Source organism: Arthrobacter sp. NPDC058192 (assembly GCF_042883665.1).
GTDB lineage: Bacteria > Actinomycetota > Actinomycetes > Actinomycetales > Micrococcaceae > Arthrobacter.
Map to the genome: position 1 here is coordinate 1 of NZ_JBHVVJ010000030.1, position 23,490 is coordinate 23,490.

Consider the following 23,490-nt stretch of genomic DNA (forward strand, 5'->3'; position numbering starts at 1 on the left):
GGGGCCCCGGCGCGGGGGGCCCCCCCCTGGTGTTTGGGTCGCCCAACAAACCCGTTAACCCGCCGGCCGGCCCCCCCGGCTGTGTGGGGGGCCCGCCGGCCCCCCCCCCCGGCCCCCCCCCCGGCGCTGGCATTGTGACAGTGTTGACAGTGTGACGGTGTTGCAGCGCTGCCGACAGCAGCGCCCGACGCCGGCTTATGTGTCCCAACAGCAGGAGGTCCCTCGTGCCAGACCGCGAGCCAGGCTGGCCATGGCTGCGCGAGCGGCTTGTCCGCCTGAGGCCGGGCTCCAGAGCCGGCGCTGGCCCCGAAACCGCGCCCGCCAGGCAGGTTGCTGTCGTCACGGACTCTGCCGCAGCGCTGCCCGCGGACTGGGTGCGGGAATTCGGCGCCGACGGCGGGCTTACGGTTGTCCCGATGCCGGTCATGGTGGGGGCCGAGATCTATGGCGAAGGTGAAGACGACATCGCGGAGACGATCGCAGTAGCCCTCGCCACCGGCAAGCCCGTCAAGACGTCCCGTCCTTCGCCGGGGCAGTTCGAACATGCCTTCCAGACAGCCAGCGACCGCGGCTACCAGTCGGTCGTCTCCATACACATTTCCGGTGCCCTGTCGGGGACTGCCGACGCCGCCCGCCTGGCAGCCGAACGGGTCGGGATCCCGGTAGAGGTCCTCGACTCCCGGACGGTGGGGATGGCCCAGGGGATGGGCGTGCAGGATGCCGTTTTCGCGGCGGCCGGGGGCAGTAGCGCCGCCGACGTGACGGCCCTCGCCCAGGCCAGGCTGGACCGCACCAAGGTGTACTTCTACGTTCCCAGCTTGGAACAGTTGCGCCGTGGCGGGCGGGTTGGGGCAGCGGCTTCGCTCTGGGGGACCATGTTCTCCATCAAGCCCATCCTTGCTGTTGACGGAGGCCACATTATCCCGCTGGAAAAAGTCCGGTCCGCGGCGAAAGCCATAGCGCGGCTGGAAGAAATCGTTGCCGCCGATGCCTCGGCCCGGCCCGCCGGGCAGGCCCGGCTGGCCGTGCATCACTTTGGCAACCAGGCGGAGGCCGAGGAGCTTGCCCAGCGCCTTGCCGCGGCGCTGCCTGCCAGCCCGCCGGCCCAGATCAGTGCCCTTCCGGCCGTCCTGGCTGCCCACGCGGGTCTTGGCGTGCTGGCCGTCGTCGTGGGGGAGGGCGGTGAACCCGGTGCTGGCACTGCGGGGTCCGGCGCTTCCGGCCCCGAACCCGAGGCCGGCGCGGCACCTGCTGGTGCAGGCGGTTAGGCAAACCACTACGCGGCGGCGGGGGACTCTGGCCGGAACGAGGCAGCGGCGGTAAAGTCACTGCACCAAGCCACAGAGTACCCGGAGGCCGCCATGGGAATGCAGGTGCACCACGTAGCCCAGTTTGATCGCGACGTTGCCGAAGAGGTGACCAAATGGCTGAAGTACCTGAAGGGCCAGGTGACCAGCGTCCAGTTCCTGACCACCACCGTGCCTGATCCCAAGGCTGAGGACCAATGGCGAGTGCAGTACGAGGCCTACATCACCTACCAGCAGTGACCTTGGGCCAGCGCTGAGTCTCAGTAAATCGCTATCGGCATCGGCTGTGTCAGGTCGAAAGCCGGCTGGGCCGGGTCGATGGAAGGCTGTGCCAGGTCGGACGCCGGCTGGGTCAGGTCGAGAGCCAACTGTGTCGGGTCAGCCGACGGCTGTGTGGGGTCGGGCGTCAGTTGCGTCGGGTCAGGTGTCGGCTGGACCGGGTCGGGTGTCGGCTGGACCGGGTCGGTGGAAGGCTGCGTCGGGTCGGGCGTCAGCTGCGTCGGGTCGGGCGTCAGCTGCGTCGGGTCAGGCGCCGGCTGCGTCGGCTCAGGAGTCAGCTGCGTCGGGTCAGGCGCCGGCTGCGTCGGCTCAGGAGTCAGATCTGTCGGGTCGGGCGCCGGCTGCGTCGGCTCAGGAGTCAGATCTGTCGGGTCGGGCGCCGGCTGGGTCGGGTCGGTGGCCGGCCCTGCTGGTGCTGGGGGCTGCTGGACGGGTTGTGTTGGCTCGGGCGCCGGCGGGACAGGTTGTGCTGGCTGGGCTGGCGGTGTTTGCGCGGGGTCTGACTGCGCGGGCTGGGCTGGCGGTGCTTGCGCGGGGTCTGACTGCGCGGGCTGGGCTGGCAGTGTCGTCGCATGGGGCGGCCGATCGGGCCTGATGGTGTAGTCGGGTTGATGGCCCGAACCGTTGACCCAGACGGATGCCGTGACGGTGCGAGCGTCGCCGGGCTCTATCCACCAAAGCACCTGGACGTTGCAATGGTAGAGAATCGCGACGTTTGCCACGGCGCCCCGAGGCGGAACCGAGTGGATGGAAGTGGCGGCTTTTTTGGTGGTCCAGATAAAGTTCTGGTCGGCGGTCATTCCGGAGGTTCCATTAACCGTCACGTGCGCTATGCCGTACAGGCCATGCTGCGGGCAGAAGCTGCTGTCAAGCGAGAAGTTGACCACCTGGGTTGAAGCAGCCAGCGTTGCGTCCGCCAGGGCGGGCGGGGGCAGCAGCATTGCACCCCCAAGGGTCACCACTCCGGCCGAGCCCAGCAACCACTTCATCGCACACCAGCTTTCGAAGCCTGGCCCCCTCCAGGCGATCAGGATTGCCCCCAGCCGGCAAACGTCATCGCGATCCAGGATGCAGACGTTACCACCGGGCCCTAGTGCGCACCAGCGTAGGGAATACTTGCTTGATGCCCCGAAAATACGCGGATTACGCAGGTATTTCCACATACGGCCGCTCCTGGATAGCGGCCGGATTGAGGGTTACCTAGAGTCGCTTCATGCCCCGCCGGAACCCGCAATCAGAAGCTGCCACGGAAGTCCGGGGTGCACGGCAGCGCTTGACGGCAACGCTTGAAGGTGACGAGGATCAATCAGGGGATTCCACTGCTGCGGGCTCGGCGGCTGGGCGCGACCGGGGGCTGTTGCAGTTGCCGGAGCCGGTGCCGGGTCTACGGAGGGCGGGACGGGCTCCGCTGTCGGCGCGGCTGCGGGCGAGGACAGGAGTACAGGCTGCGGCCTTACTGGGCGTGCTTGCGGCGGTAGTGGGCGGTTGCTTTTGGTGGCAGGCCGGCACCGGGGGAGCAGAAGTCGTCCCGCTCAGGGAGCCTCCCCCTGCCGCCGAGGAGGCGCCCTCTCAGGCAACTGCTGCGACCCTTACACCCGCAGGAGAGGGCACCACCGAAGCTTCGGGAACCATCACGGTGCACGTTGCCGGCGCAGTGGCCACACCGGGAGTGGTCCAACTGCCGGCAGGGAGCCGCGTTCATCAAGCCATTGCCGCGGCCGGCGGAGCCACGGCGCCGGCGGACCCGGACCGGCTCAATCTTGCTGCCGTGCTGGAGGACGGCCAGAAGGTCCAGGTGCCGGTCCGCGGCGAACCGGATCCGGCAGCCAGCCCGGAGGCCGGAAGCACGCCGCCGCTGGATGCCGGCGCTGCTGGCACGACCGGCATGGGTCCAGGCGGCGCCAAGATCAACCTCAACACCGCAGGTGTCGAGGAACTGGGCACCCTGCCTCGCGTGGGGCCCGTCCTGGCGCAGCGGATCGTGGACTGGCGCAGGCAGCACGGGCAGTTCAAGACCGTGCAGGAGCTCGACGCGGTTGACGGCATCGGTCCGAAGTTGCTGGAGGCCCTCCTGCCGCTGGTGGAGGTCTGACATGGCCAGTGTGCGGGGGCGGGCCGCCGCAGGACGGAGCCGCTGGCAGCCGTTCGTCGACGCGGCCGTTGGTTTCCCGTCAGAAGATGAGCCCGGCGGTCAGCAGGCTGCCGGCGGGGTTCGTGGAGCCGGCGCAGCAGTAACGGAAGTCCTCGCGCAACGGCCGCGTGGTTCCGGGGTGCGCCTTGGAGGGCAGCTCACGGCGGATGCCGCCGGACGCCTGGGCAGGCGCCTGCGCTCAGAGCCCGCCCGGGGCAAGGCCGTGCGCAGGCGTCGGGCGGACCAGCGCCGGCGGACCGATCTCCGCCTGGTGTTGCCGGCCCTCCTTGTGTGGGGGACCGCCCTTGCTGGCAACTGGCTGCCGCCGGAGGGTCTGGGCGGCCCCTCTGTCGGTGTGGCCGTGGCGGCCGGCATCCTGCTGTTCCTGGCAGGACGCTGGCCGTTAGGTCGGCGGAGTATCGCCGAGGGGAAGGTTGCACGGGGCACCGGTCACGGCCCGGGAAAACACCGGAGCGTCTACGCGACCCTGGCCGTGGCGCTGCTGCTCTCCCTCGTGGCGGGTGCGCACGCAGCGGTCGAGGCGTCCCGTCGGGACGGGGCAGTTGCTGAGGCAGTGGGCGCCCGCGCCGCCGTCATAGCGGAACTGGAGGTTGCCGGGGCGCCCCGGCGGCTCGGGAGTCCCGGAGCCGCCGGACTGGCGGACCGCTGGGTGATCCCGGTCATGCTAAAGGTGCTGGCCTACGACGGCCGTAGGGTGGCCGGTGACACGCCATTCGTGGTGATGGGCGGAAGGGCGTGGGAGCACGCTGTTCCGGGTCAGCGGATGCGGACCACCGGCAGGCTCCGGCCCCCAGCTCCGGGCGAGCCCGAGGCTGGTGTCCTTGCGGCCTCGTCCCAGCCGACGGTGCTGCGCGACGCCGGGCCATGGCAGCAAGGTCCCAGTGAGCTGCGCCGGAGGTTCACCACGGCTGCCGCACGATTCGGCGGCGACGCCGCGGGGCTGCTGCCAGGCATGGTCACCGGGGACACGAGTGCTCTAAAGCCGGACTTGGAAAGCGCCATGAAGATGGTCGGGATGACACACCTGACGGCCGTCAGCGGCGCTAACTGCAGCCTGGTTCTGGGGGCACTGCTGCTCACCGCGCGCACGCTGCGCCTTCCGCGTGCGGCAGCCGCCGTGGCCAGTCTTGCCGGGCTCGGGCTGTTTGTCCTCATGGTGGGGCCGGATCCGAGCGTGCTGCGGGCCGCGCTCATGGGCAGCGTCGGCTTGGCCGCGGTCGCCTCGGGCCGGGCAGTGCGCGGCCTTAGCTTGCTGTGCGTCGCCATCATCGGCCTGTTGCTGGGACAGCCGGTCCTGGCCACCAGCTTCGGATTCCTGCTCTCGGTGCTGGCCACGCTCGGTATCGTCGTCACCGGACGCCAGATCATGGACTGGGCGCCCTCGTCGGTTCCGCGCTGGGCGGCAGCCGGCGTTGCCGTACCCCTGTCCGCCCAGCTCTTTTGCGCTCCGGCGATCGTGTTGCTGCAGCCCCAGTTCAATGCCTATGCCTTGCCCGCCAACGTGATTGCTGCCGCGTTCGTGGCACCCGTGACATTGCTGGGCACCGCAGCCGCCGCCCTCCAGGCGGTATTTCCCGCAGCCGCCGATCTCCTGATGGCCGTTGCGGCACCGTTCGCAGCTGCGGTGGCCGGGGTTTCGCGTTTCTTCGCGTCCCTCCCCGGCGCAGCCCTGCCATGGCCGGAAGGAGGCTTCGGAGCAGCCACGGCGGCCCTGTTTTCGGCGCTTGTGCTGGCAGTGGTGTGGCTGGTCCTCCATCCGGCCGCGGCAGTACAGGCGGCCCTGGCGGCACATGCGCGGATCGTTGTCGTCCTCGAACGCCGGGGTGAGCCGGCTGGGCTGGCGGGCCCGTCGCCGGCCGCCCGGTCGGGAGCCCGGCAGGTGGTCCGGCGCGGCTTGGAGCACCGGTTCGGGCATGGGACGCTTAGAGTCCGCAAACTAACTTCCGGGAGGAAACACGAGTGGCTGCTGCCCAGACCCAACGGCCTAGGACCTCGGCGACGAACAGTGCCACGTGGCGCGACGTGGCACCTGCCGCCGTAGTTCTTGTCGGTGGCCCCGAGGACTACTTGGGTGCGCGTGCCATGGACCGTGTCCGCGGGCTGGTCCGTGAGGCAGCGCCCGACGTTGAGGTGACCCAGCTGAACGCTGGCAGCTACGCTGCGGGGTCGCTGGCCATGAACGTCAGCCCTTCACTATTCGGCGAACAGAAGCTCATTGAGGTCGATGGCCTCGAGTCGATGAACGATGCCTTCCTCGCAGACGCCCTGAAGTACCTGGCGGCACCGGAGCCGGACGCGGTCCTGGTGCTCCGCCACGGCGGGGGAGTCCGCGGCAAAAAACTGCTGGACGCCATCAAGGCCGGCGGCTGGCCCGTGGTTGACTGCCAGCCGCTCAAGAAAGAAGCCGAGAAGATCGCGTTCGTCACGGCTGAGTTCAAGGCTGCCGGACGGCGTATTGAACCCCAAGCCGTGCACGCCCTTGTCAATGCCGTCGGCGCGCAGCTCGCGGAACTCGCCGCCGCGTGCAGCCAGTTGATCGCGGACGCTACCACGGCCGTGGATGCCGCGCTGGTGGACAAGTACTATGGTGGCCGGGTCGAGGCCACGGCCTTCAAGGTCGCCGACGCCGCCATGGCCGGTAACGGCCCACTCGCCCTCTCGACCCTCCGCCACGCCCTTGCGACGGGCGCGGACCCGGTGCCGATCGTGGCCGCACTGGCATCAAAGCTGCGTTCCCTGGCGAAGGTGGCGGGCGCGCAGGGGTCCTCGGCGCAGATTGCCAAGCAGCTCGGGATGCAGCCTTGGCTCGTCGAACAGGCCCAGCGCGAAGTGCGCCGCTGGACACCCGAAGGGCTGGTCCGCTCCATCCAGGTGACCGCCGAGGCCGACGCGCAGGTCAAGGGTCTCTCCCGAGACCCCGTCTACGCCGTGGAGCACGCCGTCACGGTGATTGCGACCTCGGTTCGGAGTTCCTGACGCCACTGGTACGTAGGCAGGAACTGCGGATGCGGCGTGCCGCCGCGGGTCCCGCGAGGCCCCTTAGTCGCCGCCGCCGCCGCCGCCGTCGCCGTCGCCGCCGCCTCCTCCGGGACCGTGAGCGGCCCCGGCCCGTGCGCCCCGGACGGCGGTTTGGGCGTAGCCACCCGGCCGCTTAACCGAATGTGGCCGGCACCCATGGGGTGCCGGCCACGATCATCAGTTCAGGTGAACTGGAAAACCTTAGAGTGCGTTGACCTTCTTGGAGATCGCGGACTTGCGGTTTGCAGCGTTGTTCTTGTGAAGAACGCCCTTGCTGACAGCCTTGTCCAGCTTACGGCTGGCAGTAACCAGAGCAGCAGATGCAGCATCCTTGTCGGTGGACTCAACGGCGGTGTTGACGGCGCGGATGGCAGTCTTCAGCTCCGACTTGACTGCGTTGTTGCGCAGGCGAGCCTTTTCGTTGGTCAGGATGCGCTTCTTCTGGGACTTGATATTAGCCACGTGTGAACTCTCTTTTTCAATGCGGAAAATGGTCTAGAGGGCTTTCAGATTGGCCATTGACTGAGCGGCGTGGGGATACCTATGGCGACCAACCATCTGTGGCCGTCGACCTGCACGGACACACAGCTGTAAATAATAGCAGAGATGACGCCGCAGGAACGAGTGCGGCCGTGATTCGCACTGACCGGCTCCTGATTGTCAGCTCCGCCGTCAGCTCCAGCCGTGGCGCTCCCGCAGGGCTGACGCGACGATGCTGAAGCGGCCGGCGTCCAGAATCGCTCCTTCGCGCCGGATGTCCTTCGCGTCGATCTGCAGAATCCGGTCCAGCTTTGCTTCGCTGGGCCGCCACTGGCGGTCCCAGGGGCCCGTGCCGATGTCCACGTAGTCGTCGCCCTGGCGGTTGTCGGCGTCGTGGTCCTTGCTCGTGAGCATCAGGCCCAGCAGATACCGGCCACTGGTGCCGACCAACAGCACCGGACGGTCCTTGCCCTGCGAATAGTCTTCTTCAAAGGGCACCCAGGTCCATACGATCTCGCCGGGCTCCGGCAGGCCGTTCGGCGCGGGGGCGTAACGGACGGACGCAGTTCCCCGGAAGTCGCCCGGATACGGCCCGCTCAGTCCGGCTGCTGCGGCACCCCCCGCGGCACCGGCCTGGGCGCCGGCCCGGGACTGGCGCGAATGTGGCCGGCCCGCACCTGGCTGGCCCGGCCGCCGCTTGCCGGCCGGCCTTGGCGCAGGCTTCCCAGCCGACCCCGCTTTCGGCTTCTTAGCCGGCGTAGCAGCCGGTCCCTCGACGGCCCCGGATGCGCCGAGCCTGTCCAGGAAACGGAGTGCACCGCGGACCGCGCTGCCAATGGAGCGAAAGTTCAGAGCCATGGGGACACATTACCGGGAGCCGGCCGAAGGCCCCGCGGCCATTCCCTGGTTCCGGGTAACGCCCTCCCCGCGGCTGTGTCGCGGCGCGTCAGACCCACCGGCCCTGGCGCGCCACCCGGAGGGGCGCGCACGGGCCCAGTGCATCCGGAACAAAATGCACCCGCATGGGTCCGAACGTGGGAGACTATGAGTTCAAAGATGCGGCGTGCCGCGGGATGGCCCAGCGCCAGCCGGACACAAGCGTCGATAAGCCAAAGAACGCCAAGAGTAAGGACCCTGCGTGTCTCCCATGGCCCGCACCGCCCCGGTGCCCGCCGCAACAGATCCGGCCATCATCCGGAACTTTTGCATCATTGCGCATATTGACCACGGTAAATCGACACTGGCCGACCGGATGCTCCAGTACACCGGCGTCGTCCAGTCCCGTGACATGAAGGCCCAGTACCTGGACCGCATGGACATAGAGCGCGAACGCGGCATCACCATCAAGTCCCAGGCGGTCCGCATGCCCTGGGAACTCGACGGCACCAGTTACGCACTGAACATGATCGACACCCCGGGCCACGTGGACTTCACTTACGAGGTCTCCCGTTCGCTTGCGGCCTGCGAAGGCGCGGTGCTGCTCGTGGACGCGGCCCAGGGCATCGAGGCCCAGACCCTGGCCAACCTCTACCTGGCCATGGAGAACAACCTCACCATCATCCCGGTCCTGAACAAGATCGACCTCCCGGCGGCCCAGCCCGAGAAGTATGCGGCGGAACTCGCCAGCCTCATCGGCGGCGACCCCGAGGACGTGCTTCGGGTGTCCGGTAAGACCGGCGCCGGCGTCGAGGACCTGCTGGACAAGATCATCCGCGACCTTCCCGCCCCGGTCGGCGACCCGGACGCCCCTGCGCGCGCCATGATCTTCGACTCGGTTTACGACACCTACCGCGGCGTCGTCACCTACGTCCGCGTGGTGGACGGCATGCTGCACCCCCGCGAACGCATCCAGATGATGTCCACCCGCGCCACCCACGAACTGCTCGAGATTGGTGTCAGCTCCCCGGAGCCCACCCCTTCCAAGGGCCTCGGGGTCGGCGAAGTGGGTTACCTCATCACCGGCGTGAAGGACGTCCGCCAGTCGAAGGTGGGCGACACCGTCACTAACCTGGCCAAGCCGGCCAACGCTTCCCTCCCCGGCTATGCCGACGCCAAGCCGATGGTCTTCTCCGGCCTGTACCCCCTCGACGGCACGGACTACCCGGTGCTCCGCGACGCCCTGGAGAAACTGATGCTCAACGACGCTGCCCTCGTCTACGAGCCGGAGACGTCCGCGGCCCTGGGGTTCGGCTTCCGCGTGGGCTTCCTCGGCCTCTTGCACCTGGAAATCACCCGTGAGCGCCTCGAACGCGAGTACAAGCTGGACCTGATCTCCACCGCCCCCAACGTGGAGTACGAGGTGACCCTGGAGGACAAGAAGGTCGTCCACGTCACCAACCCCAGCGAATACCCCACCGGCAAGGTCGCCGAGGTCCGTGAGCCCATGGTGTCCGCCACCATCCTGGCCCCGAACGAGTTTGTCGGCGCGATCATGGAACTGTGCCAGAGCCGTCGCGGCGTCATGGGCGGCATGGACTACCTCTCCGAGGACCGGGTGGAAATCCGGTACCGCCTGCCGCTGGCCGAAATCGTCTTCGATTTCTTCGACATCCTCAAGTCCAAGACCCGCGGCTATGGCTCGCTGGACTGGAAGGCCGACGGCGAGCAGGTCGCCGACCTCGTCAAGGTCGACATCATGCTCCAGGGCGAGCAGGTGGACGCCTTCTCCGCCATCACCCACCGGGACAAGGCCTACGCCTACGGCGTGATGATGACCGGCAAACTGCGCGAGCTCATTCCGCGGCAGCAGTTCGAGGTGCCGATCCAGGCCGCCATCGGCTCGAGGATCATTGCCCGCGAAAGCATCCGCGCCATCCGCAAGGACGTCCTCGCCAAGTGCTACGGCGGTGACATCACCCGAAAGCGCAAACTGCTCGAGAAGCAGAAGGAAGGCAAGAAGCGCATGAAGATGGTGGGCCGCGTCGAGGTGCCGCAGGAAGCCTTCATCGCAGCCCTCACCACCGACGAGTCCAAGGACAAGGCCAAGAAGTAGCGGTGCCGGTAATGACTTTTGCTGCAGCAACGGGGGGCGGGTCCTGTGCCTAGCGTTCTTCCCCTGGGCGACCCGGCGCCGCCGGACGGGCTTCTGCCCGCCGCGGCGGCCCAAGGCGCGGACGAGCGGGCTTTCGGGCTGTACGTGCATATCCCGTTCTGCGCTGTCCGCTGCGGTTACTGCGATTTCAACACCTACACCGCCACCGAACTCGGTGGCGGTGCCTCCCAGGACGCCTACGCCGGGACTGCCCTCGCGGAAGTGGAGTTCGCCGCCGGCGCACTGAAGGCCTCCGGGCTGCCGGCCCGCCCGCTCAGCACGGTCTTTTTCGGCGGCGGCACGCCCACGCTGCTCCCGGCAGAGGACCTGGCCCGCATCCTCACGGCCGCCGTCGGCGTCTGGGGGCTGGTGCCGGGTGCCGAGGTGACCACCGAGGCCAATCCCGATTCGGTGACCCCGGAATCCCTGCAACTGCTGGCAGACGCCGGGTTCACCCGGGTCTCGTTCGGCATGCAGTCGGCAGTGCCGCATGTCCTGAAGGTCCTGGACCGCACCCACACGCCCAGCAGGGTGCCCGAGGCGGTGCGGTGGGCGCGGGATGCGGGGCTGGCGGTCAGCCTGGACCTCATTTACGGCACGCCGGGGGAGTCACTGGAGGACTGGCGCTACTCGCTGGAGACCGCGCTGTCCTACGGCCCGGACCACATCAGCGCCTACGCGCTGATCGTTGAGGACGGCACCAAGCTCGCGGCACAGATCCGGCGCGGCGAAGTGCCGGAGATCGACGACGACGACCACGCGGCCAAGTACGAACTCGCCGACGAGCTGATTTCGGCCGCCGGGCTCGGGTGGTACGAGGTCAGCAACTGGTCCCGCACTCCCGAACAGGCCTGCCGGCACAACCTTGCCTACTGGCGCGGTGACGACTGGTGGGGCATCGGGCCGGGCGCCCACTCGCACGTGGGCGGCGTGCGTTGGTGGAACGTCAAACACCCCACCGCTTACGCCAACCGCCTCGGCTCGGGGGCCTCGCCGGCTGCCGGACGCGAAACGCTGGATGCCGAGACCCGCAACGTGGAGCGCATCATGCTTGAGGCGCGCCTGAATTCGGGGCTGGACATCCCGAGCCTGGGGGACACGGGCAGGCACGCCGTCGCGGGTCTGATCGCCGACGGGCTGGTCGACCCGGTAGCCGCGTTCCAGCGCCGACTGGTCCTCACGCTCAAGGGCCGGCTGCTGGCCGACGCCGTCGTCCGCAGGATCCTGCCGGACTAAGGCGGACAGCCCTTCCTCCTCCGAATCCGGACAGCCATAGAGCCGGCCGCGACCCTGACGGGCGGCGGCCGGCTCTAAAAATCAAAACCCGAATGCCAGAGACTTGGCCGGCTACTTGATCCAGCGCAGGTTGAACTCGTAGCGGTGTGGCTGGCCACGGTTGACGTGGATGCCTGCCGCTACCGAGAAGCAGGTCACCGCGATCCAAATCACCGTGGCGAGCACAGCAAAGAGGTTCCCCACCACGGGTATGAACACCAGCAGGTTCGCGAGCACGGCCGCGAGAGTCGGCGGCAGCGTGAAGTTGAGGGCTTCCTTGGACTCCTGCGCCGTGAAGGGGCCGCGGTCCTTGAAGATCAGGTAGATCAGCAGCGAGGGCACGCAGCCCAGGATGCCGCCGAAGTGCGCGAGCGTGGCCCACTGGCGGTCCTCGCTGGCCGTCAGTGGCAGCGCATTCGCGGGAACGCCATGGTACGGAGGCCGGGCGTTGCCTGCCTGGTTGTCCGTGTGTTCGCGTGCGTTATCTGCCACGGTGTTGCCCTTCAGATTGCGGGGATGCGGTGCTGCTGGGGTTGTGCCTTCACTAGCGGGTCCGCGCCGGAAGCGCGGCCGCCGTATCAAGAATACTTGCTTGGGCGCGTCTGTGGACATCCGCGGCGTCCCCGCAAGGGACTTGGGCACGGTGTCGACCAGGGGGAAGCATGGACTAGGGCACAGTGAGGAAGTCAATGACTTCCTCGACCCGGCCGAGCAGGGACGCCTCCAGATCGGCGTAGCTGCGGACAGCGCCCAGGAGTTTTTGCCAGCCGAGGCCAATGTCCTCCTTCGTGGTGTGAGGCCACCCGAAGGCCGTCAGGATGCCGGTCTTCCAGTCGACGCCGCGGGGGACCACCGGCCAGCGCTCAATTCCCAGGACGGCCGGGCGGATGGCCTGCCACACGTCCACGTAGGGGTGGCCCACGATCAGGACGTTGCCGGCAGCACCAGGCGAGGCCATCACGGCCTCGGCGATCCGCGATTCCTTGGAATTCGGCACGAGGTGGTCAACGAGCACGCCAAGGCGGCGCCCAGGGCCCGGCCGGAACTCGGCCACGGCGCCTGCGAGGTCGTCAATGCCGTGCAGGGGTTCGACCACGATGCCCTCCACCCGGAGGTCGTCACCCCAGACCTTCTCCACAAGCTCGGCGTCGTGCTTGCCTTCCACCCAGATCCGGCTGGCCTTGGCCACCTGGGCGCGCTGCCCGGCCAACCGCACCGAGCCCGACGCCGTGCGGCCGGCACCAGCGGCGGCCGCTGCCTGCCTCGGGGCCGGTGGCATCAGCCGGATCGGCTGTCCCTCCAAGAGGAAGCCGAAACCGAGGCGGAAGGACCGCGACTTGCCCCGCCGGTCCTCCAGCGCCACCACGTGCATGCCGCCCGACTTTTCCACGCGGGTCACGGCGCCCACCCAGCCGGACTGGACCTCCTCGAGGACCATCCCGCGTTCCACCGGCACTTCGGGCAACTGCGTCTTGGCGGGGGCGGACAGGTCCTGCGGTCCCCAGTTTTGATACGACATCTCTACACGCTTACTTTTGCAGTCGGAACGTACGGCGGTCAGTGAAACACTCCCGCGGGCCACGCCTGGAGCGAATCCAATGCTAACAACGCGGCGACTCATATTAGACTGGTTAGCACTTAGGCATGTCGAGTGCTAACCCCTGTCCGGCCGCGGACCGCCCTGGCACCGCTGGGGGACGCGAACCGGACGGCGCGGCACCGGCTGCGGGAGAGTCGATTGGAGGTGGAGCGTGAGCGAACCGCGCAAACTCGAAGTGCTGCGCGCCATCGTGGAGGACTACGTCCATTCCCGCGAGCCCGTCGGTTCCAAAGCGCTCGTGGAACGGCACCATCTTGGCGTCTCCAGTGCCACGATCCGCAACGACATGGCTGCGCTGGAGGACGAGGGGCTCATCACGGCACCGCACACGAGTGCCGGCCGGATCCCCACTGACAAGGGCTACCGGCTCTTCGTCGACCAGATCTCCGCCGTCAAGCCGTTGTCCCCGGCCGAGCGCCGGGCCATTCAGGCGCTGCTGGAAGGATCCGAGGACCTCGACGACGTCCTCGACCGGACCGTGCGGCTCCTCGCCCAGCTGACCAACCAGGTCGCCGTCGTGCAGTATCCGCTGCTGAGCCGCGCCAAGGTGCGGCACATAGAATTCGTGCTCCTGGCGCCCCGGAAGGTGCTGGCGGTCCTGATTGCGGATACCGGCAAGGTGGAGCAGCGCGTGATCGACGTCGGGCAGGACGTTCCCGACGACGCGGTGGCGGAACTGCGCACCCGGTTCCTGGCCGGCCTGTCCGGAACCCCGCTGAGCCTGATGCCGCAACTGCTGCCCGCCGTCGTGGCAGGCGGCTCGCCGGCGCACCGCGGAGCAGCCCAGGCCCTTGCCAGGGGCCTGGAGGCCCTGGCCACGAGCAGCCGCGAAGAGCGCATGGTCATGGCCGGCACCGCCAACCTGGCCCGCTCCAATCTGGACTTCCCGCTCAGCATCGGGCCCGTGCTGGAGGCGCTCGAGGAACAGGTCGTCATGCTCCGTCTCCTGAGCGAGATGGCGGCCGACCCGCGCGGCGTCACGGTCAGCATCGGCCGCGAAAACCCCTACGACGGTCTTGCCGAGGCGTCGGTGGTGGCCACGGCCTACGGGCCTGACGCCACGGCTAAGGTCGGCGTACTGGGCCCCACCCGGATGGACTATCCGACCACTATGGCCGCCGTGCGCGCGGTGGCCCGCTATCTTTCGAGGATCCTGGGCCCCTGACGGACCCGGGACAAGACGCGACTTCTTGCCCACAGGCAATACGAAAAGGAAGAGATACACACTTTGAGCACCCACTACGACGTTCTTGGAGTCTCCCGCGACGCATCCGGGGAGGAGATCAAGAAGGCCTACCGGAAACTGGCCCGCACCCTGCACCCGGACGTGAACCCGGGGGAGGACGCCGCGGACCGCTTCAAGGCCGTCACCCACGCCTACGAGGTCCTCTCCGATCCGCAGAAGCGCCGGGTCTATGACACCACGGGCAACGAGAACGGCACCGACAACGGCTTCGGCGGCGGCAGCTACGCTGGCCAGGGCTTCGCCTTCCAGGACATCTTCGAGACCTTCTTCGGCGGCGGCGCCGGCGGCGGCCCGGGCGGTCCGGCGTCCCGGATCCGCCGCGGCCAGGACGCGCTCATCAGCGTGCGGATCGACCTGCGCGACGCCGTGTTCGGGGTCAACAAGAAGCTCGAGGTGGACACCGCCGTCGTCTGCCCCACGTGTGAGGGTTCCTGCTGCCGCGAGGGCAGCCACCCCGTCCGCTGCGACATCTGCGGCGGCAGCGGCCAGGTCCAGCGGGCCGTGCGGTCCATCCTGGGCCAGGTCATGACCTCCGCCCCCTGCGGGTCCTGCGAAGGTTTCGGCACCGTCATCAAGGATCCCTGCAACGAATGCAGCGGCCAGGGCCGGATCCGCAGCCGCCGGTCCCTGACCGTCAAGGTCCCCGCCGGCGTCGCCACCGGCACCCGCATCCAGCTGTCCGGCCAGGGCGAAGCAGGACCCGCGGGCGGTCCGTCCGGCGACCTGTACGTCGAGATCCGGGTGAACAGTGACGCGACCTTTGTTCGCGACGGCGATGACCTCCACGCAACCCTCAACATCCCCATGACGTCGGCGGCCCTGGGCGCCGAAATGAGCCTCGAGACCTTTGACGGGCAGAAGGAGATCGACGTCAAGCCCGGCACCCAGCCGGGCGAGGTCATCACGCTGCGCGGCCTGGGCGTCACCCACCTTCGCGGTTACGGCCGCGGCGATCTGAAGGTCCACCTGCAGGTGGAAACGCCGGAGAAGCTCGATGCCGCCCAGGAAGAGTTGCTCCGTCAGCTTGCCAAGCTGCGGGGTGAACACAACCATCCTGGAAAGCTCGCGGCAGGCGGCGGAGTTTTCGCCAAACTGCGGGAACGGCTCGGTAGCCTCTAACGGTGAGTAACCCGGTCTTCTTTACCGCCCCAGGAACGCTGGACCAGCAGGTCCCCGGTTCCGTCTTTGTCCTCGACGGTGCAGAGGCGCGCCACGCCGTCACCGTCAAGCGTCTGGCCGTCGGGGAAGCTGTGGACATCGCCGACGGCGCCGGCAAGCGCCTGACCGGCACCGTCGCCGCCGTCGCGCCCGGCGAACTGACCGTCGAGTGCCTGGACATCGCGGAAGAGCCGCGGCCGGGGATCGGCTTGGTGCTCGTCCAGGCCCTCGCCAAGGGCGACCGCGACGAACTCGCGGCCGAAACGGCCACCGAGCTCGGCATTGACGCCGTCATTCCCTGGCAGGCCGAGCGATCCATTGTGCGGTGGAAGGCCGAGCGGGCCGCGAAGGCCCACGCCAAATGGCAGGCCGTGGTGACAGCTGCCGCCAAGCAGGCGCGCCGGGCGTGGATTCCGGAGGTCCGTGCCGCCGTTGACGGCGCCGGGCTGCAGGCGGCCGTGGCGGCCGCAGACCTCGCGGTCATCCTCCACGAAGACGCTGTCCGGCCCCTGCGGCAGGTCCTCGAGACCTGGCTGGACGGTCTGAACAGCAGTACGCCCGGCGCCGGCGGAGCCGTGGAAATTCTGCTGATCGTCGGGCCGGAAGGCGGAATCAGCCCGCGGGAGGTGACCCGGCTGTGCGACGCGGGCGCGGTCACCGCCCTGCTGGGACACCACGTGCTGCGCTCGTCCACCGCGGGCCCAGCCGCCACCGTGCTGGCCAGCGACATCCTCGGACGCTGGTGAGCTGAGGCTCCGTTGCTTCCGGCTCAGTTAACAGTGAAGCCGCGGGTATCGACGTAGAGTTCCTTGTTGCTGTCGGTCCGGTCCACCTGGGACACACGGACCTCGTAGCGGCCCGGGCCGAGGTTGACGGACAGTGTGAACAGCCCGTACTTCGCGGCGTCGGCCGAGGCCGTGGCGCTGCCGGTGAGATAGGCGGTCTTGGCGTTATCCGCATCGACCTTGAGGACCTCCCAGCGAAGTTTCGCGCCCGGGACGGTGCTCCGGCCGCTGATCTTCACCGCGCCGTCAGCCATTGACGTTCCTTCTTGCGGATCAATGATCCACACGGGGGCAACCATTCCGGCGCTGCGCGACGTCGGCGCGCCCAGGCGGACATGGTCGAAGGCGACGTAGTCCGTGTGCCCGTCGACCAGCACCACTACCTGGACCTGCTGGCCGGCATCGATCAGCCCTGTGCTGGCGGCGGCCGCCGTCGCGGTGTAAACGAGCTGCTGGATGGCACGCTCGGCCATGGCCGCGTCCAGATTGCTGTTGAAGGCGTCATTCGAGACGTCCACCGTGATCACGTTCTTGCCGGAAATCGACGTTGCCAGCTTCTTCGGGTTTTGCCAGGGCGTGAAGAAGTCCGGGTCAAGCGGCTTCTGGGACATCATCACGCGCAGTGCAAGGGTGACCGGGTTGTCCTGCTCCGGAACATCACGGAACTCGCGGTAGAGGAAAACGTTGTCGTTGCTCCGGCCGATCCAGTACACCGGAGCCTTGTTAGCGGCCTGTGCCGTTTCCAGGGGCGCGCTGGTGGTGGGAGCGCCCGACGCCGGTGCCGGAATGAGATCGGAGGGGCTGCTGGAGTTCGTTATGCCGTCCTGTTGCGTCGCCACGCAGCCGGAGAGGACCAGCGTGGCCGGCAACATGAGCACCAGCGCGGCGCGGCGGAGCCGCCGCGTTGCCGACTGTTGAACCTCACGCTGCCTGATGATGCTGTCCCTTCGTGTACCGCGCCGCGTTTGGCGGCTGTTTCGCTTGTTGGGCTTGCGGCGGTCCGTGACCGCCGTGGGCAGCCCGTCCTTCACCGGCCGGGTGGCCGGGCCGGCGACATTGGAGCACCCGAATTCCAGCATTGCATACCTGTGCGGCGCCACATCGGGGATTGGGGCCGGCCTGGCGGAACTGCAACGGGAACGATATGAGGCCGATGCAAAGTTGATACATTGTGTCGGCGTTTCCTGCCGGTCTGGGTGGACACGCGGGCGGCGTTCAGTGTCAGGTTCATGCCGACCTCGGGACGGCAGGTCACCGACCGGCGCGTCACTGACCGGCGCGGAGAACAGGCGGTCCTGCGGCCGGCGGCGATCTGCCGGGCGCGCTGGGCTGGCGTAAGATAGAAGGACCCGGCGACCCCGGCCGCGGACGGTGCGAACCGCCGTCGGTGAGGGATCCCGGCGACAGACCGTATTTAAACTGGAGGGGACCAGAGGCCCGCGGGCCAACACCATGACTGAAGCAGCGAACGGCAAGGCCCGGTTCAGCGCCGGAGAGCGCACCGCAGGGGAATTCCCCCACTCCCTACCAGGGCTGCGGACGGAGGTGGTCTTGTTCGACGACTCAGAGCAGATGGTTCAGTCTTTGGGCAGCCATGACGAAGCCCTCCGGTTCATCGAAAACCAGTTCCCTGCCGTCGATTTCCACGTCCGCGGAAACGAGCTCGCGATCAGCGGCCCTGCGGCCGACGTGCCGCGCATCATGCGCCTGCTCAACGAGGTCCGCGGGCTGGTGGCCCGGGGGACTGTGATCACCCCGGCCGTCCTGCAGCAGCTCGTGTCCCTGCTCCGCAGCCAGTCGCTGCAGAACCCCGTGGAAGTGCTGACCACCAACATCCTCTCCACCCGGGGAAAGACCATCCGGCCCAAGACGCTGAACCAAAAGAACTATGTGGACGCGATCGACGCCAACACCGTGATCTTCGGGATCGGGCCGGCCGGTACCGGCAAGACCTACCTGGCGATGGCCAAGGCCGTCCAGGCCCTGCAGCAAAAGGAAGTCAGCCGCATCATCCTGACCCGTCCCGCCGTCGAGGCGGGGGAGCGGCTCGGCTTCCTGCCCGGCACGCTGAGCGACAAGATCGACCCCTACCTGCGGCCGCTGTATGACGCCCTGCACGACATGATGGACCCCGAGTCGATTCCGCGGCTGATGGCCGCCGGCACCATCGAGGTGGCACCGCTGGCCTACATGCGCGGCCGGACGCTCAACGACGCGTTCATCATCCTCGATGAGGCCCAGAACACCACGCCGGAACAGATGAAGATGTTCCTGACCCGCCTGGGCTTCGGCTCCAAGATGGTGGTCACCGGTGACATCACCCAGGTGGACCTTCCCTTCGGCACCCGTTCGGGGCTGAGGATCGTCGAGGAGATCCTGCAGGGCATCGAGGATGTCAACTTCTCGGTACTGGACTCCTCCGACGTCGTCCGGCACCGCCTGGTGGGGGACATCGTCAATGCCTACAGCATTTGGGACGACGTGCAGAGAAGCCGGGTCAAGCACTCCGTTGCCCGGGAAGGCCGGGGGGAACGCGCATGAGCATTGAGGTCAACAACGAATCCGGCGTGGCGGTTGACGAGTCCGAGCTCGTGGCGCTGTCGCGATTCATCTTCGAACAGCTCTACATCCACCCGCAGGCGGAGCTGTCCATCCTGCTGGTAGACGAGCCGGCCATGGAAAAGCTCCACATCGAACTGATGGACGAGCCCGGGTCCACCGACGTGCTCTCCGTGCCCATGGACGAACTCACCCCGGGCACCCCGGACAAGCCCACTCCGCAGGGCATGCTCGGCGATATCGCCATCTGCCCCCAGGTGGCGGAGGTCCAGGCCCGCAACGCCGGCCACACCACCCAGGATGAGATGCTGCTGCTCACCACGCACGGCATCTTGCACTTGCTCGGTTATGACCACGCCGAGCCGGAAGAGAAGGAAGAGATGTTCGGGCTGCAGCGCGAACTGCTCTCGGCGTTCACCGGCAAAGCGGCCCCGTCAGAGACGATTCAGTGACCCCACTGATCCTTGCCGGCATGGCGCTGGTGTTCCTTAGCTTTGCCGCCGTGTTGACCGCTGCCGAAGCGGCCTTCAACTTCCTGCCCCGGCACGACGCCGAACAGGCGGTCCTGCACAGCCGGGGCACTTCGCTCAAACGGATCCTGGCGCAGCCCGGGCCGCACATGCGCGCGCTCCGGTTCTGGCGGGTCTGGTTCGAGATGGCCGCCGCGGTCGCCGTCACCGTCCTCCTGCACAGCATGCTGGACAACGTCTGGCTCGCCGGCTTGGCCGCCACAGGCATCATGGCGGTGGTCGGGTTCGTGATCGTCGGGGTTTCCCCGCGGCAGCTCGGCCGCGTGCACTCCGCCGCCCTGGTGCGGTTCAGCGCCCCCCTCGTCCGGTCCCTCTACGCCGTGCTTGGGCCGATCCCGGGCTGGCTGGTGCGGCTGGGCAGCGCCGTCGCCCCGGGAGCGCCGGCCGACAACGAGGCGTTCTTCAGCGAGGAGGAATTCCGCGACCTCGTGGAGCGCGCCACGGAGTCCGATGTGATCGAGGACAACGAGGCCGAGCTGATCCAGTCGGTCTTCGATTTCGGTGACACCCTGGTTCGCTCCGTCATGGTCCCGCGGACCGACATCCTCACTATCGACTCGGGATCCAGCCTGCGGCGCGCCATGTCGCTGTTCCTGCGCTCCGGGTACTCACGCATCCCGATCATCGGCGAAAACGCCGACCAGATCCTAGGCATTGTCTACCTCAAGGACGTCGCCGCCGTGCTCCACAACCTCGGCCCGGATGAGGAGCCCCCGGCCGTGGACGAACTCGCCCGCGAGGTCCGCTACGTGCCGGACTCGAAACCCGTTAGTGACCTGCTGCGAGAACTGCAAAAGGAATCCACGCACGTGGCGATCGTCATCGATGAATACGGCGGAACGGCCGGACTGGTCACGCTGGAGGACCTCATCGAAGAGATCGTCGGCGAGATCGTGGACGAATACGACACCGAGAGCGCCGAAGCCGTGGCGCTTGGCGACGGAAGCTACCGCGTCAGCGCCCGCATGAGCATCGACGACCTCGGCGAGCTCTTCGACCTCGAGCTCGACGACGACGAAGTGGACACGGTGGGCGGCCTCCTGGCCAAGGCCCTCGGGCGGGTGCCGATAGTCGGCAGCGCCGTCCAGGTCCACGGCTTGACCCTTCGCGCCGACCGGCTGGAGGGCCGCCGGAACCGCGTCAGCCACATCATTGCGGCTGCCGTTGGAAAAGAAGAAACTGACCTTGAAGACCTTCTCGACGAGGCCGCACCAATCCAACAGGGAGTCCTACGTGAGCAAGCAGAATAAGTCCGACGGCGACGCAGCCAACGGCGGCTACCGCGCCGGTTTCTCGGTGCTTGTCGGGCGGCCCAATGCGGGCAAGTCCACCCTCACCAACGCGCTGGTCGGCCAAAAGGTCGCCATCACCTCGGCCAAGCCGCAGACCACGCGCCACACCATCAGGGGCATCGTGCACCGGGACGACGCCCAGCTGGTCCTCGTGGACACCCCTGGCCTGCACCGGCCGCGCACCCTTCTGGGCAAGCGGCTGAACGAACTCGTGGCGGACACCCTCGCCGAGGTCGACGCGATCGGGTTCTGCCTCCCGGCCAACGAGAAGATCGGCCCGGGCGACAAGTTCATCGCCGCCCAGCTCGCCGCCGTCGGCAACAAGCCGGTCGTCGCGATCGTCACCAAGGCCGACACCGTGGATCGCCAGGCCCTCACGGAGCAGCTGCTCGCGGTCGCCGCCTTGGGCCGGGAGGTGCTCGGCGAGGACGGCTGGAAGGATATCGTCCCGGTCTCCGCCACCGACGGCTTCCAGGTCGAAACGGTGGCCGACGTCCTGATCAGCCACATGCCCTCGTCCCCGCCGCTGTATCCGGACGGCCACCTGACGGACGAACCGGAGGCGGTGATGATCGCCGAGCTGATCCGGGAAGCCGCGCTCGAAGGCGTCCGCGACGAGTTGCCGCACTCCCTGGCCGTCGTCGTCGACGAGATCGTCCCGCGTGAGGGCCGGCCCGAGGACCGGCCGTTCCTCGACGTCCGCGTCAACCTGTACGTGGAACGCCCGTCCCAGAAGGCCATCATCATCGGCAAGGGCGGTGCCCGGCTCCGCGAGGTCGGGACGAACGCGCGCAAGGGCATTGAAGCGCTGCTCGGCGCCCGCATCTACCTCGACCTGCACGTCAAGGTGGCCAAGGACTGGCAGCGCGATCCGAAGCAGCTCGTCAAACTCGGATTCTAAGCCGGCCCTTTCCTCAGGCATTTCCACCGGCTTCGGGAGATTCAGCCGCTCCACTTCGTCCCGTGCGGGGAGTCCAGTCGGCGTTTTCACAGAATTGGGCACTAAAATGGCGAGACTGCCCGATCGTGAAGGAAGGCTCAACTAGTGGCTCGACCCCGTGACAACCGCGCCGGCGGAACCGCCCCGGCTGCGCGGTCACACGCCGCTGCCCGGCACGCGGACAGCGCCGCCGTCGGCGCCGCCCGGCACCTCGGAGTCGCCCGGCGCACCCCCACCTGGCTGAAAGTCGGGACGGGCATCATCGCGGTACTCCTGGTTGGCGTGATCGCCTTCGGCGCCTACTGGGCAATCCGGCTCCAAGGCAACCTCACCAAGGCCCCGCTCAGCGCCGGGAGCACCAAGACCGATACCGGCGTGAACGACTCCTCGGACCGCATGCAGATCCTGATTCTGGGTTCGGACACACGGGACGGAAAAAATTCGCAGTACGGCAGCAGCGATGACTCCACCGGCTACGGCCACTCCGACGTGATGATGCTGATGGACATCTCCGCGGACAACAAGCGCGTCAACGTCGTCAGCTTCCCGCGCGACCTTCTGGTGGACATCCCGCAGTGCACGGATCCGAAGACCAACAAGGTCTACCCGGCGCAGACCGGCGTCATGATCAACTCGGCGATGTCCGAGGCCGGCATCGGCTGCGCGGTGGACACCGTCAACAAGCTCACCGGCCTGGAGATCGACCACTTCATGATGGCCGACTTCAACGCCGTCAAGGAGCTCTCCAACGCAGTCGGCGGCGTGAGCGTGTGCGTCAGCGACGCCGTGTACGACCCCGACTCGAAGCTGCGCCTGCCCAAGGGCACCTCCAGCGTCCAGGGCGAACAGGCACTCGCGTTCGTCCGCACGCGGCACGCCTTCGGTGACGGCGGCGACCTCGGCCGGATCAAGGCCCAGCAGGGCTTCCTGTCCTCCCTGACCCGGAAAATCAAGGACGACGGCACCCTCACCAACCCGGCCCGGATGCTGGGCATCGCGGACGCGATCACGAAGAACCTGACCATTGACGAGGGACTGGCCTCGGTCCCGACGCTGCTGACTGTCGCCAACCGGCTCAAGAACATCGACGTCGGCAAGGTGGCGTTCGTGGCCACCCCGACCGAGCCGGCCACCTCTGACATCAACCGGCTGCAGCTGGCCGAGCCAAAGGCTTCCCAGCTCTTCGCCGCCATGCGCAACGACGTTGACCTGACGGATCCGACGGCGAAGCCGACCGCTACTGCCGCTGCCAGCGCCACGCCAAGCCCCAGCGCCACCTCACCGGCCTACGACAAGGCACTTCAGCCGGTCGCCGTGGCCAACGGCTCCGGTGCGCCGGCCCGGGCGCAGGAGATCATGCAGGCGCTCACGGCCAAGGGCTTCACCCATGTGAGCAAGCTGGCGGCAGACCCCGTCGCGACGACGGCTGTCTACTACGGTGCAGGTTACGCCGCGGTCGCGGCGGACGTGGCCGCCCAGCTTGGGGTGGCCGCCGACAGGGTGCTCCCCGCCGACGGGGTCGCCGGAGTCCAGGTCTACCTGGGCAGCGACTTCGCCAACGGAGCGCCCACAGCCACTCCCACCCCGCAGCTGCCCGCCGACATCGTCAACCAGACAGCAGGCGACACGGTCTGCCAGAAGGCGAACCCGGAGCTGATCACCGGCTAGCCAAACTGATTGCCCCCTGGTCATCCGCCAGGAGGCGACTGGTGCGACAAACGAAGGGCCGGCCCGGGGAAACTTGGTTTCTAGGGGTCGTTGCAACACCTGTTGGTTAGGTGGTTAGTAGTAAATCACGCAGACGCTCGGCTGGAGTTTTCCAGCCGAGCGTTTTGCGT

At 67.9% G+C, this 23,490-nt stretch carries 21 protein-coding genes; 15 read left to right on the top strand and 6 right to left on the bottom strand.

Annotated elements, in window-relative coordinates:
• Positions 1 to 224: 224 nt before the first annotated feature.
• Together ACFVVK_RS20160 and ACFVVK_RS20165 are read left to right on the top strand one after the other, a co-directional pair.
• Positions 225 to 1,268, top strand: a complete 1,044-nt coding sequence (locus ACFVVK_RS20160) for a DegV family protein (protein WP_390271192.1) — start codon at positions 225 to 227, stop codon at positions 1,266 to 1,268.
• A 93-nt stretch (positions 1,269 to 1,361) separates the two neighbouring features.
• Positions 1,362 to 1,547: a hypothetical protein gene (locus tag ACFVVK_RS20165; RefSeq protein WP_390271195.1), complete on the top strand. Its 186-nt coding sequence runs from the start codon at positions 1,362 to 1,364 to the stop codon at positions 1,545 to 1,547.
• A 20-nt stretch (positions 1,548 to 1,567) separates the two neighbouring features.
• Here the strand turns inward: ACFVVK_RS20165 and ACFVVK_RS20170 are convergent, their stop codons facing one another.
• A complete protein-coding gene (locus tag ACFVVK_RS20170) occupies positions 1,568 to 2,749 on the bottom strand; it encodes a hypothetical protein (RefSeq protein WP_390271198.1) in 1,182 nt (393 codons plus the stop codon).
• 299 nt (positions 2,750 to 3,048) lie between these two features.
• Here ACFVVK_RS20170 and ACFVVK_RS20175 point away from each other — a divergent pair, with 299 nt between their 5' ends.
• From ACFVVK_RS20175 to holA, 3 genes are read left to right on the top strand one after another with little or no spacing between them, the layout of a single operon-like run.
• Complete coding sequence (locus ACFVVK_RS20175; protein WP_390271201.1) at positions 3,049 to 3,678, top strand: ComEA family DNA-binding protein; 630 nt, start codon at positions 3,049 to 3,051, stop codon at positions 3,676 to 3,678.
• 1 nt (position 3,679) lies between these two features.
• Positions 3,680 to 5,779 carry a ComEC/Rec2 family competence protein gene (locus ACFVVK_RS20180; protein ID WP_390271204.1) on the top strand — a complete coding sequence of 700 codons (2,100 nt, stop codon included), beginning with the start codon at positions 3,680 to 3,682 and terminating at the stop codon, positions 5,777 to 5,779.
• Positions 5,761 to 6,714: a DNA polymerase III subunit delta gene (holA, locus tag ACFVVK_RS20185; protein ID WP_390271207.1), complete on the top strand. Its 954-nt coding sequence runs from the start codon at positions 5,761 to 5,763 to the stop codon at positions 6,712 to 6,714. The genes ACFVVK_RS20180 and holA overlap by 19 nt, the downstream gene beginning before the upstream one ends.
• 243 nt (positions 6,715 to 6,957) lie before the next feature.
• On the opposite strand, the gene rpsT is transcribed toward holA, so the two are convergent.
• Both rpsT and ACFVVK_RS20195 read right to left on the bottom strand, forming a co-directional pair.
• Positions 6,958 to 7,218, bottom strand: coding sequence for a 30S ribosomal protein S20 (gene rpsT, locus ACFVVK_RS20190; RefSeq protein WP_091251700.1), 261 nt, complete (start codon positions 7,216 to 7,218; stop codon positions 6,958 to 6,960).
• Between the two features lie 210 nt (positions 7,219 to 7,428).
• Complete coding sequence (locus ACFVVK_RS20195) at positions 7,429 to 8,094, bottom strand: type II toxin-antitoxin system PemK/MazF family toxin (RefSeq protein ID WP_390271210.1); 666 nt, start codon at positions 8,092 to 8,094, stop codon at positions 7,429 to 7,431.
• Between the two features lie 280 nt (positions 8,095 to 8,374).
• Between ACFVVK_RS20195 and lepA the strand changes: the two genes are divergently transcribed.
• Positions 8,375 to 10,228, top strand: a complete 1,854-nt coding sequence (gene lepA, locus ACFVVK_RS20200) for a translation elongation factor 4 (RefSeq protein WP_390271213.1) — start codon at positions 8,375 to 8,377, stop codon at positions 10,226 to 10,228.
• Positions 10,229 to 10,273: 45 nt separating this feature from the next.
• Positions 10,274 to 11,503, top strand: a complete 1,230-nt coding sequence (gene hemW, locus ACFVVK_RS20205; protein ID WP_390271216.1) for a radical SAM family heme chaperone HemW — start codon at positions 10,274 to 10,276, stop codon at positions 11,501 to 11,503.
• 111 nt (positions 11,504 to 11,614) lie between these two features.
• On the opposite strand, the gene ACFVVK_RS20210 is transcribed toward hemW, so the two are convergent.
• Positions 11,615 to 12,034 carry a DUF4870 domain-containing protein gene (locus ACFVVK_RS20210; RefSeq protein WP_390271219.1) on the bottom strand — a complete coding sequence of 140 codons (420 nt, stop codon included), beginning with the start codon at positions 12,032 to 12,034 and terminating at the stop codon, positions 11,615 to 11,617.
• 175 nt (positions 12,035 to 12,209) lie between these two features.
• The gene (locus ACFVVK_RS20215; RefSeq protein ID WP_390271222.1) at positions 12,210 to 13,061 is read right to left on the bottom strand and encodes a DUF3097 domain-containing protein; all 852 of its coding nucleotides are present in this window, start codon (positions 13,059 to 13,061) and stop codon (positions 12,210 to 12,212) included.
• Positions 13,062 to 13,293: 232 nt separating this feature from the next.
• On the opposite strand from ACFVVK_RS20215, the gene hrcA reads away from it, so the two are divergent.
• From hrcA to ACFVVK_RS20230, 3 genes are all read left to right on the top strand, one after another.
• Complete coding sequence (gene hrcA, locus ACFVVK_RS20220) at positions 13,294 to 14,307, top strand: heat-inducible transcriptional repressor HrcA (RefSeq protein ID WP_390271224.1); 1,014 nt, start codon at positions 13,294 to 13,296, stop codon at positions 14,305 to 14,307.
• Positions 14,308 to 14,370: 63 nt separating this feature from the next.
• The gene (dnaJ, locus tag ACFVVK_RS20225; protein ID WP_390271227.1) at positions 14,371 to 15,507 is read left to right on the top strand and encodes a molecular chaperone DnaJ; all 1,137 of its coding nucleotides are present in this window, start codon (positions 14,371 to 14,373) and stop codon (positions 15,505 to 15,507) included.
• Positions 15,508 to 15,509: 2 nt separating this feature from the next.
• The gene (locus ACFVVK_RS20230; RefSeq protein ID WP_390271229.1) at positions 15,510 to 16,292 is read left to right on the top strand and encodes a 16S rRNA (uracil(1498)-N(3))-methyltransferase; all 783 of its coding nucleotides are present in this window, start codon (positions 15,510 to 15,512) and stop codon (positions 16,290 to 16,292) included.
• Positions 16,293 to 16,315: 23 nt separating this feature from the next.
• Here ACFVVK_RS20230 and ACFVVK_RS20235 read toward each other — a convergent pair whose 3' ends face one another.
• Entirely contained in the window at positions 16,316 to 17,203 is an 888-nt protein-coding gene (locus ACFVVK_RS20235; RefSeq protein WP_390271247.1) for a GerMN domain-containing protein, read from the bottom strand.
• Between the two features lie 580 nt (positions 17,204 to 17,783).
• On the opposite strand from ACFVVK_RS20235, the gene ACFVVK_RS20240 reads away from it, so the two are divergent.
• The 5 genes from ACFVVK_RS20240 to ACFVVK_RS20260 all read left to right on the top strand — a co-directional run bounded on the left by ACFVVK_RS20240 (position 17,784) and on the right by ACFVVK_RS20260 (position 23,320).
• Positions 17,784 to 18,872, top strand: a complete 1,089-nt coding sequence (locus ACFVVK_RS20240) for a PhoH family protein (RefSeq protein ID WP_390271232.1) — start codon at positions 17,784 to 17,786, stop codon at positions 18,870 to 18,872.
• Entirely contained in the window at positions 18,869 to 19,342 is a 474-nt protein-coding gene (gene ybeY, locus ACFVVK_RS20245) for an rRNA maturation RNase YbeY (RefSeq protein WP_390271235.1), read from the top strand. The genes ACFVVK_RS20240 and ybeY overlap by 4 nt, the downstream gene beginning before the upstream one ends.
• On the top strand, positions 19,339 to 20,670 hold the full coding sequence (locus tag ACFVVK_RS20250; protein ID WP_390271238.1) for a hemolysin family protein: 1,332 nt from the start codon (positions 19,339 to 19,341) through the stop codon (positions 20,668 to 20,670). The genes ybeY and ACFVVK_RS20250 overlap by 4 nt, the downstream gene beginning before the upstream one ends.
• Complete coding sequence (gene era / locus ACFVVK_RS20255; protein WP_390271241.1) at positions 20,654 to 21,613, top strand: GTPase Era; 960 nt, start codon at positions 20,654 to 20,656, stop codon at positions 21,611 to 21,613. The genes ACFVVK_RS20250 and era overlap by 17 nt, the downstream gene beginning before the upstream one ends.
• Positions 21,614 to 21,757: 144 nt before the next feature.
• The gene (locus ACFVVK_RS20260) at positions 21,758 to 23,320 is read left to right on the top strand and encodes an LCP family protein (protein ID WP_390271244.1); all 1,563 of its coding nucleotides are present in this window, start codon (positions 21,758 to 21,760) and stop codon (positions 23,318 to 23,320) included.
• Positions 23,321 to 23,490: the final 170 nt, after the last annotated feature.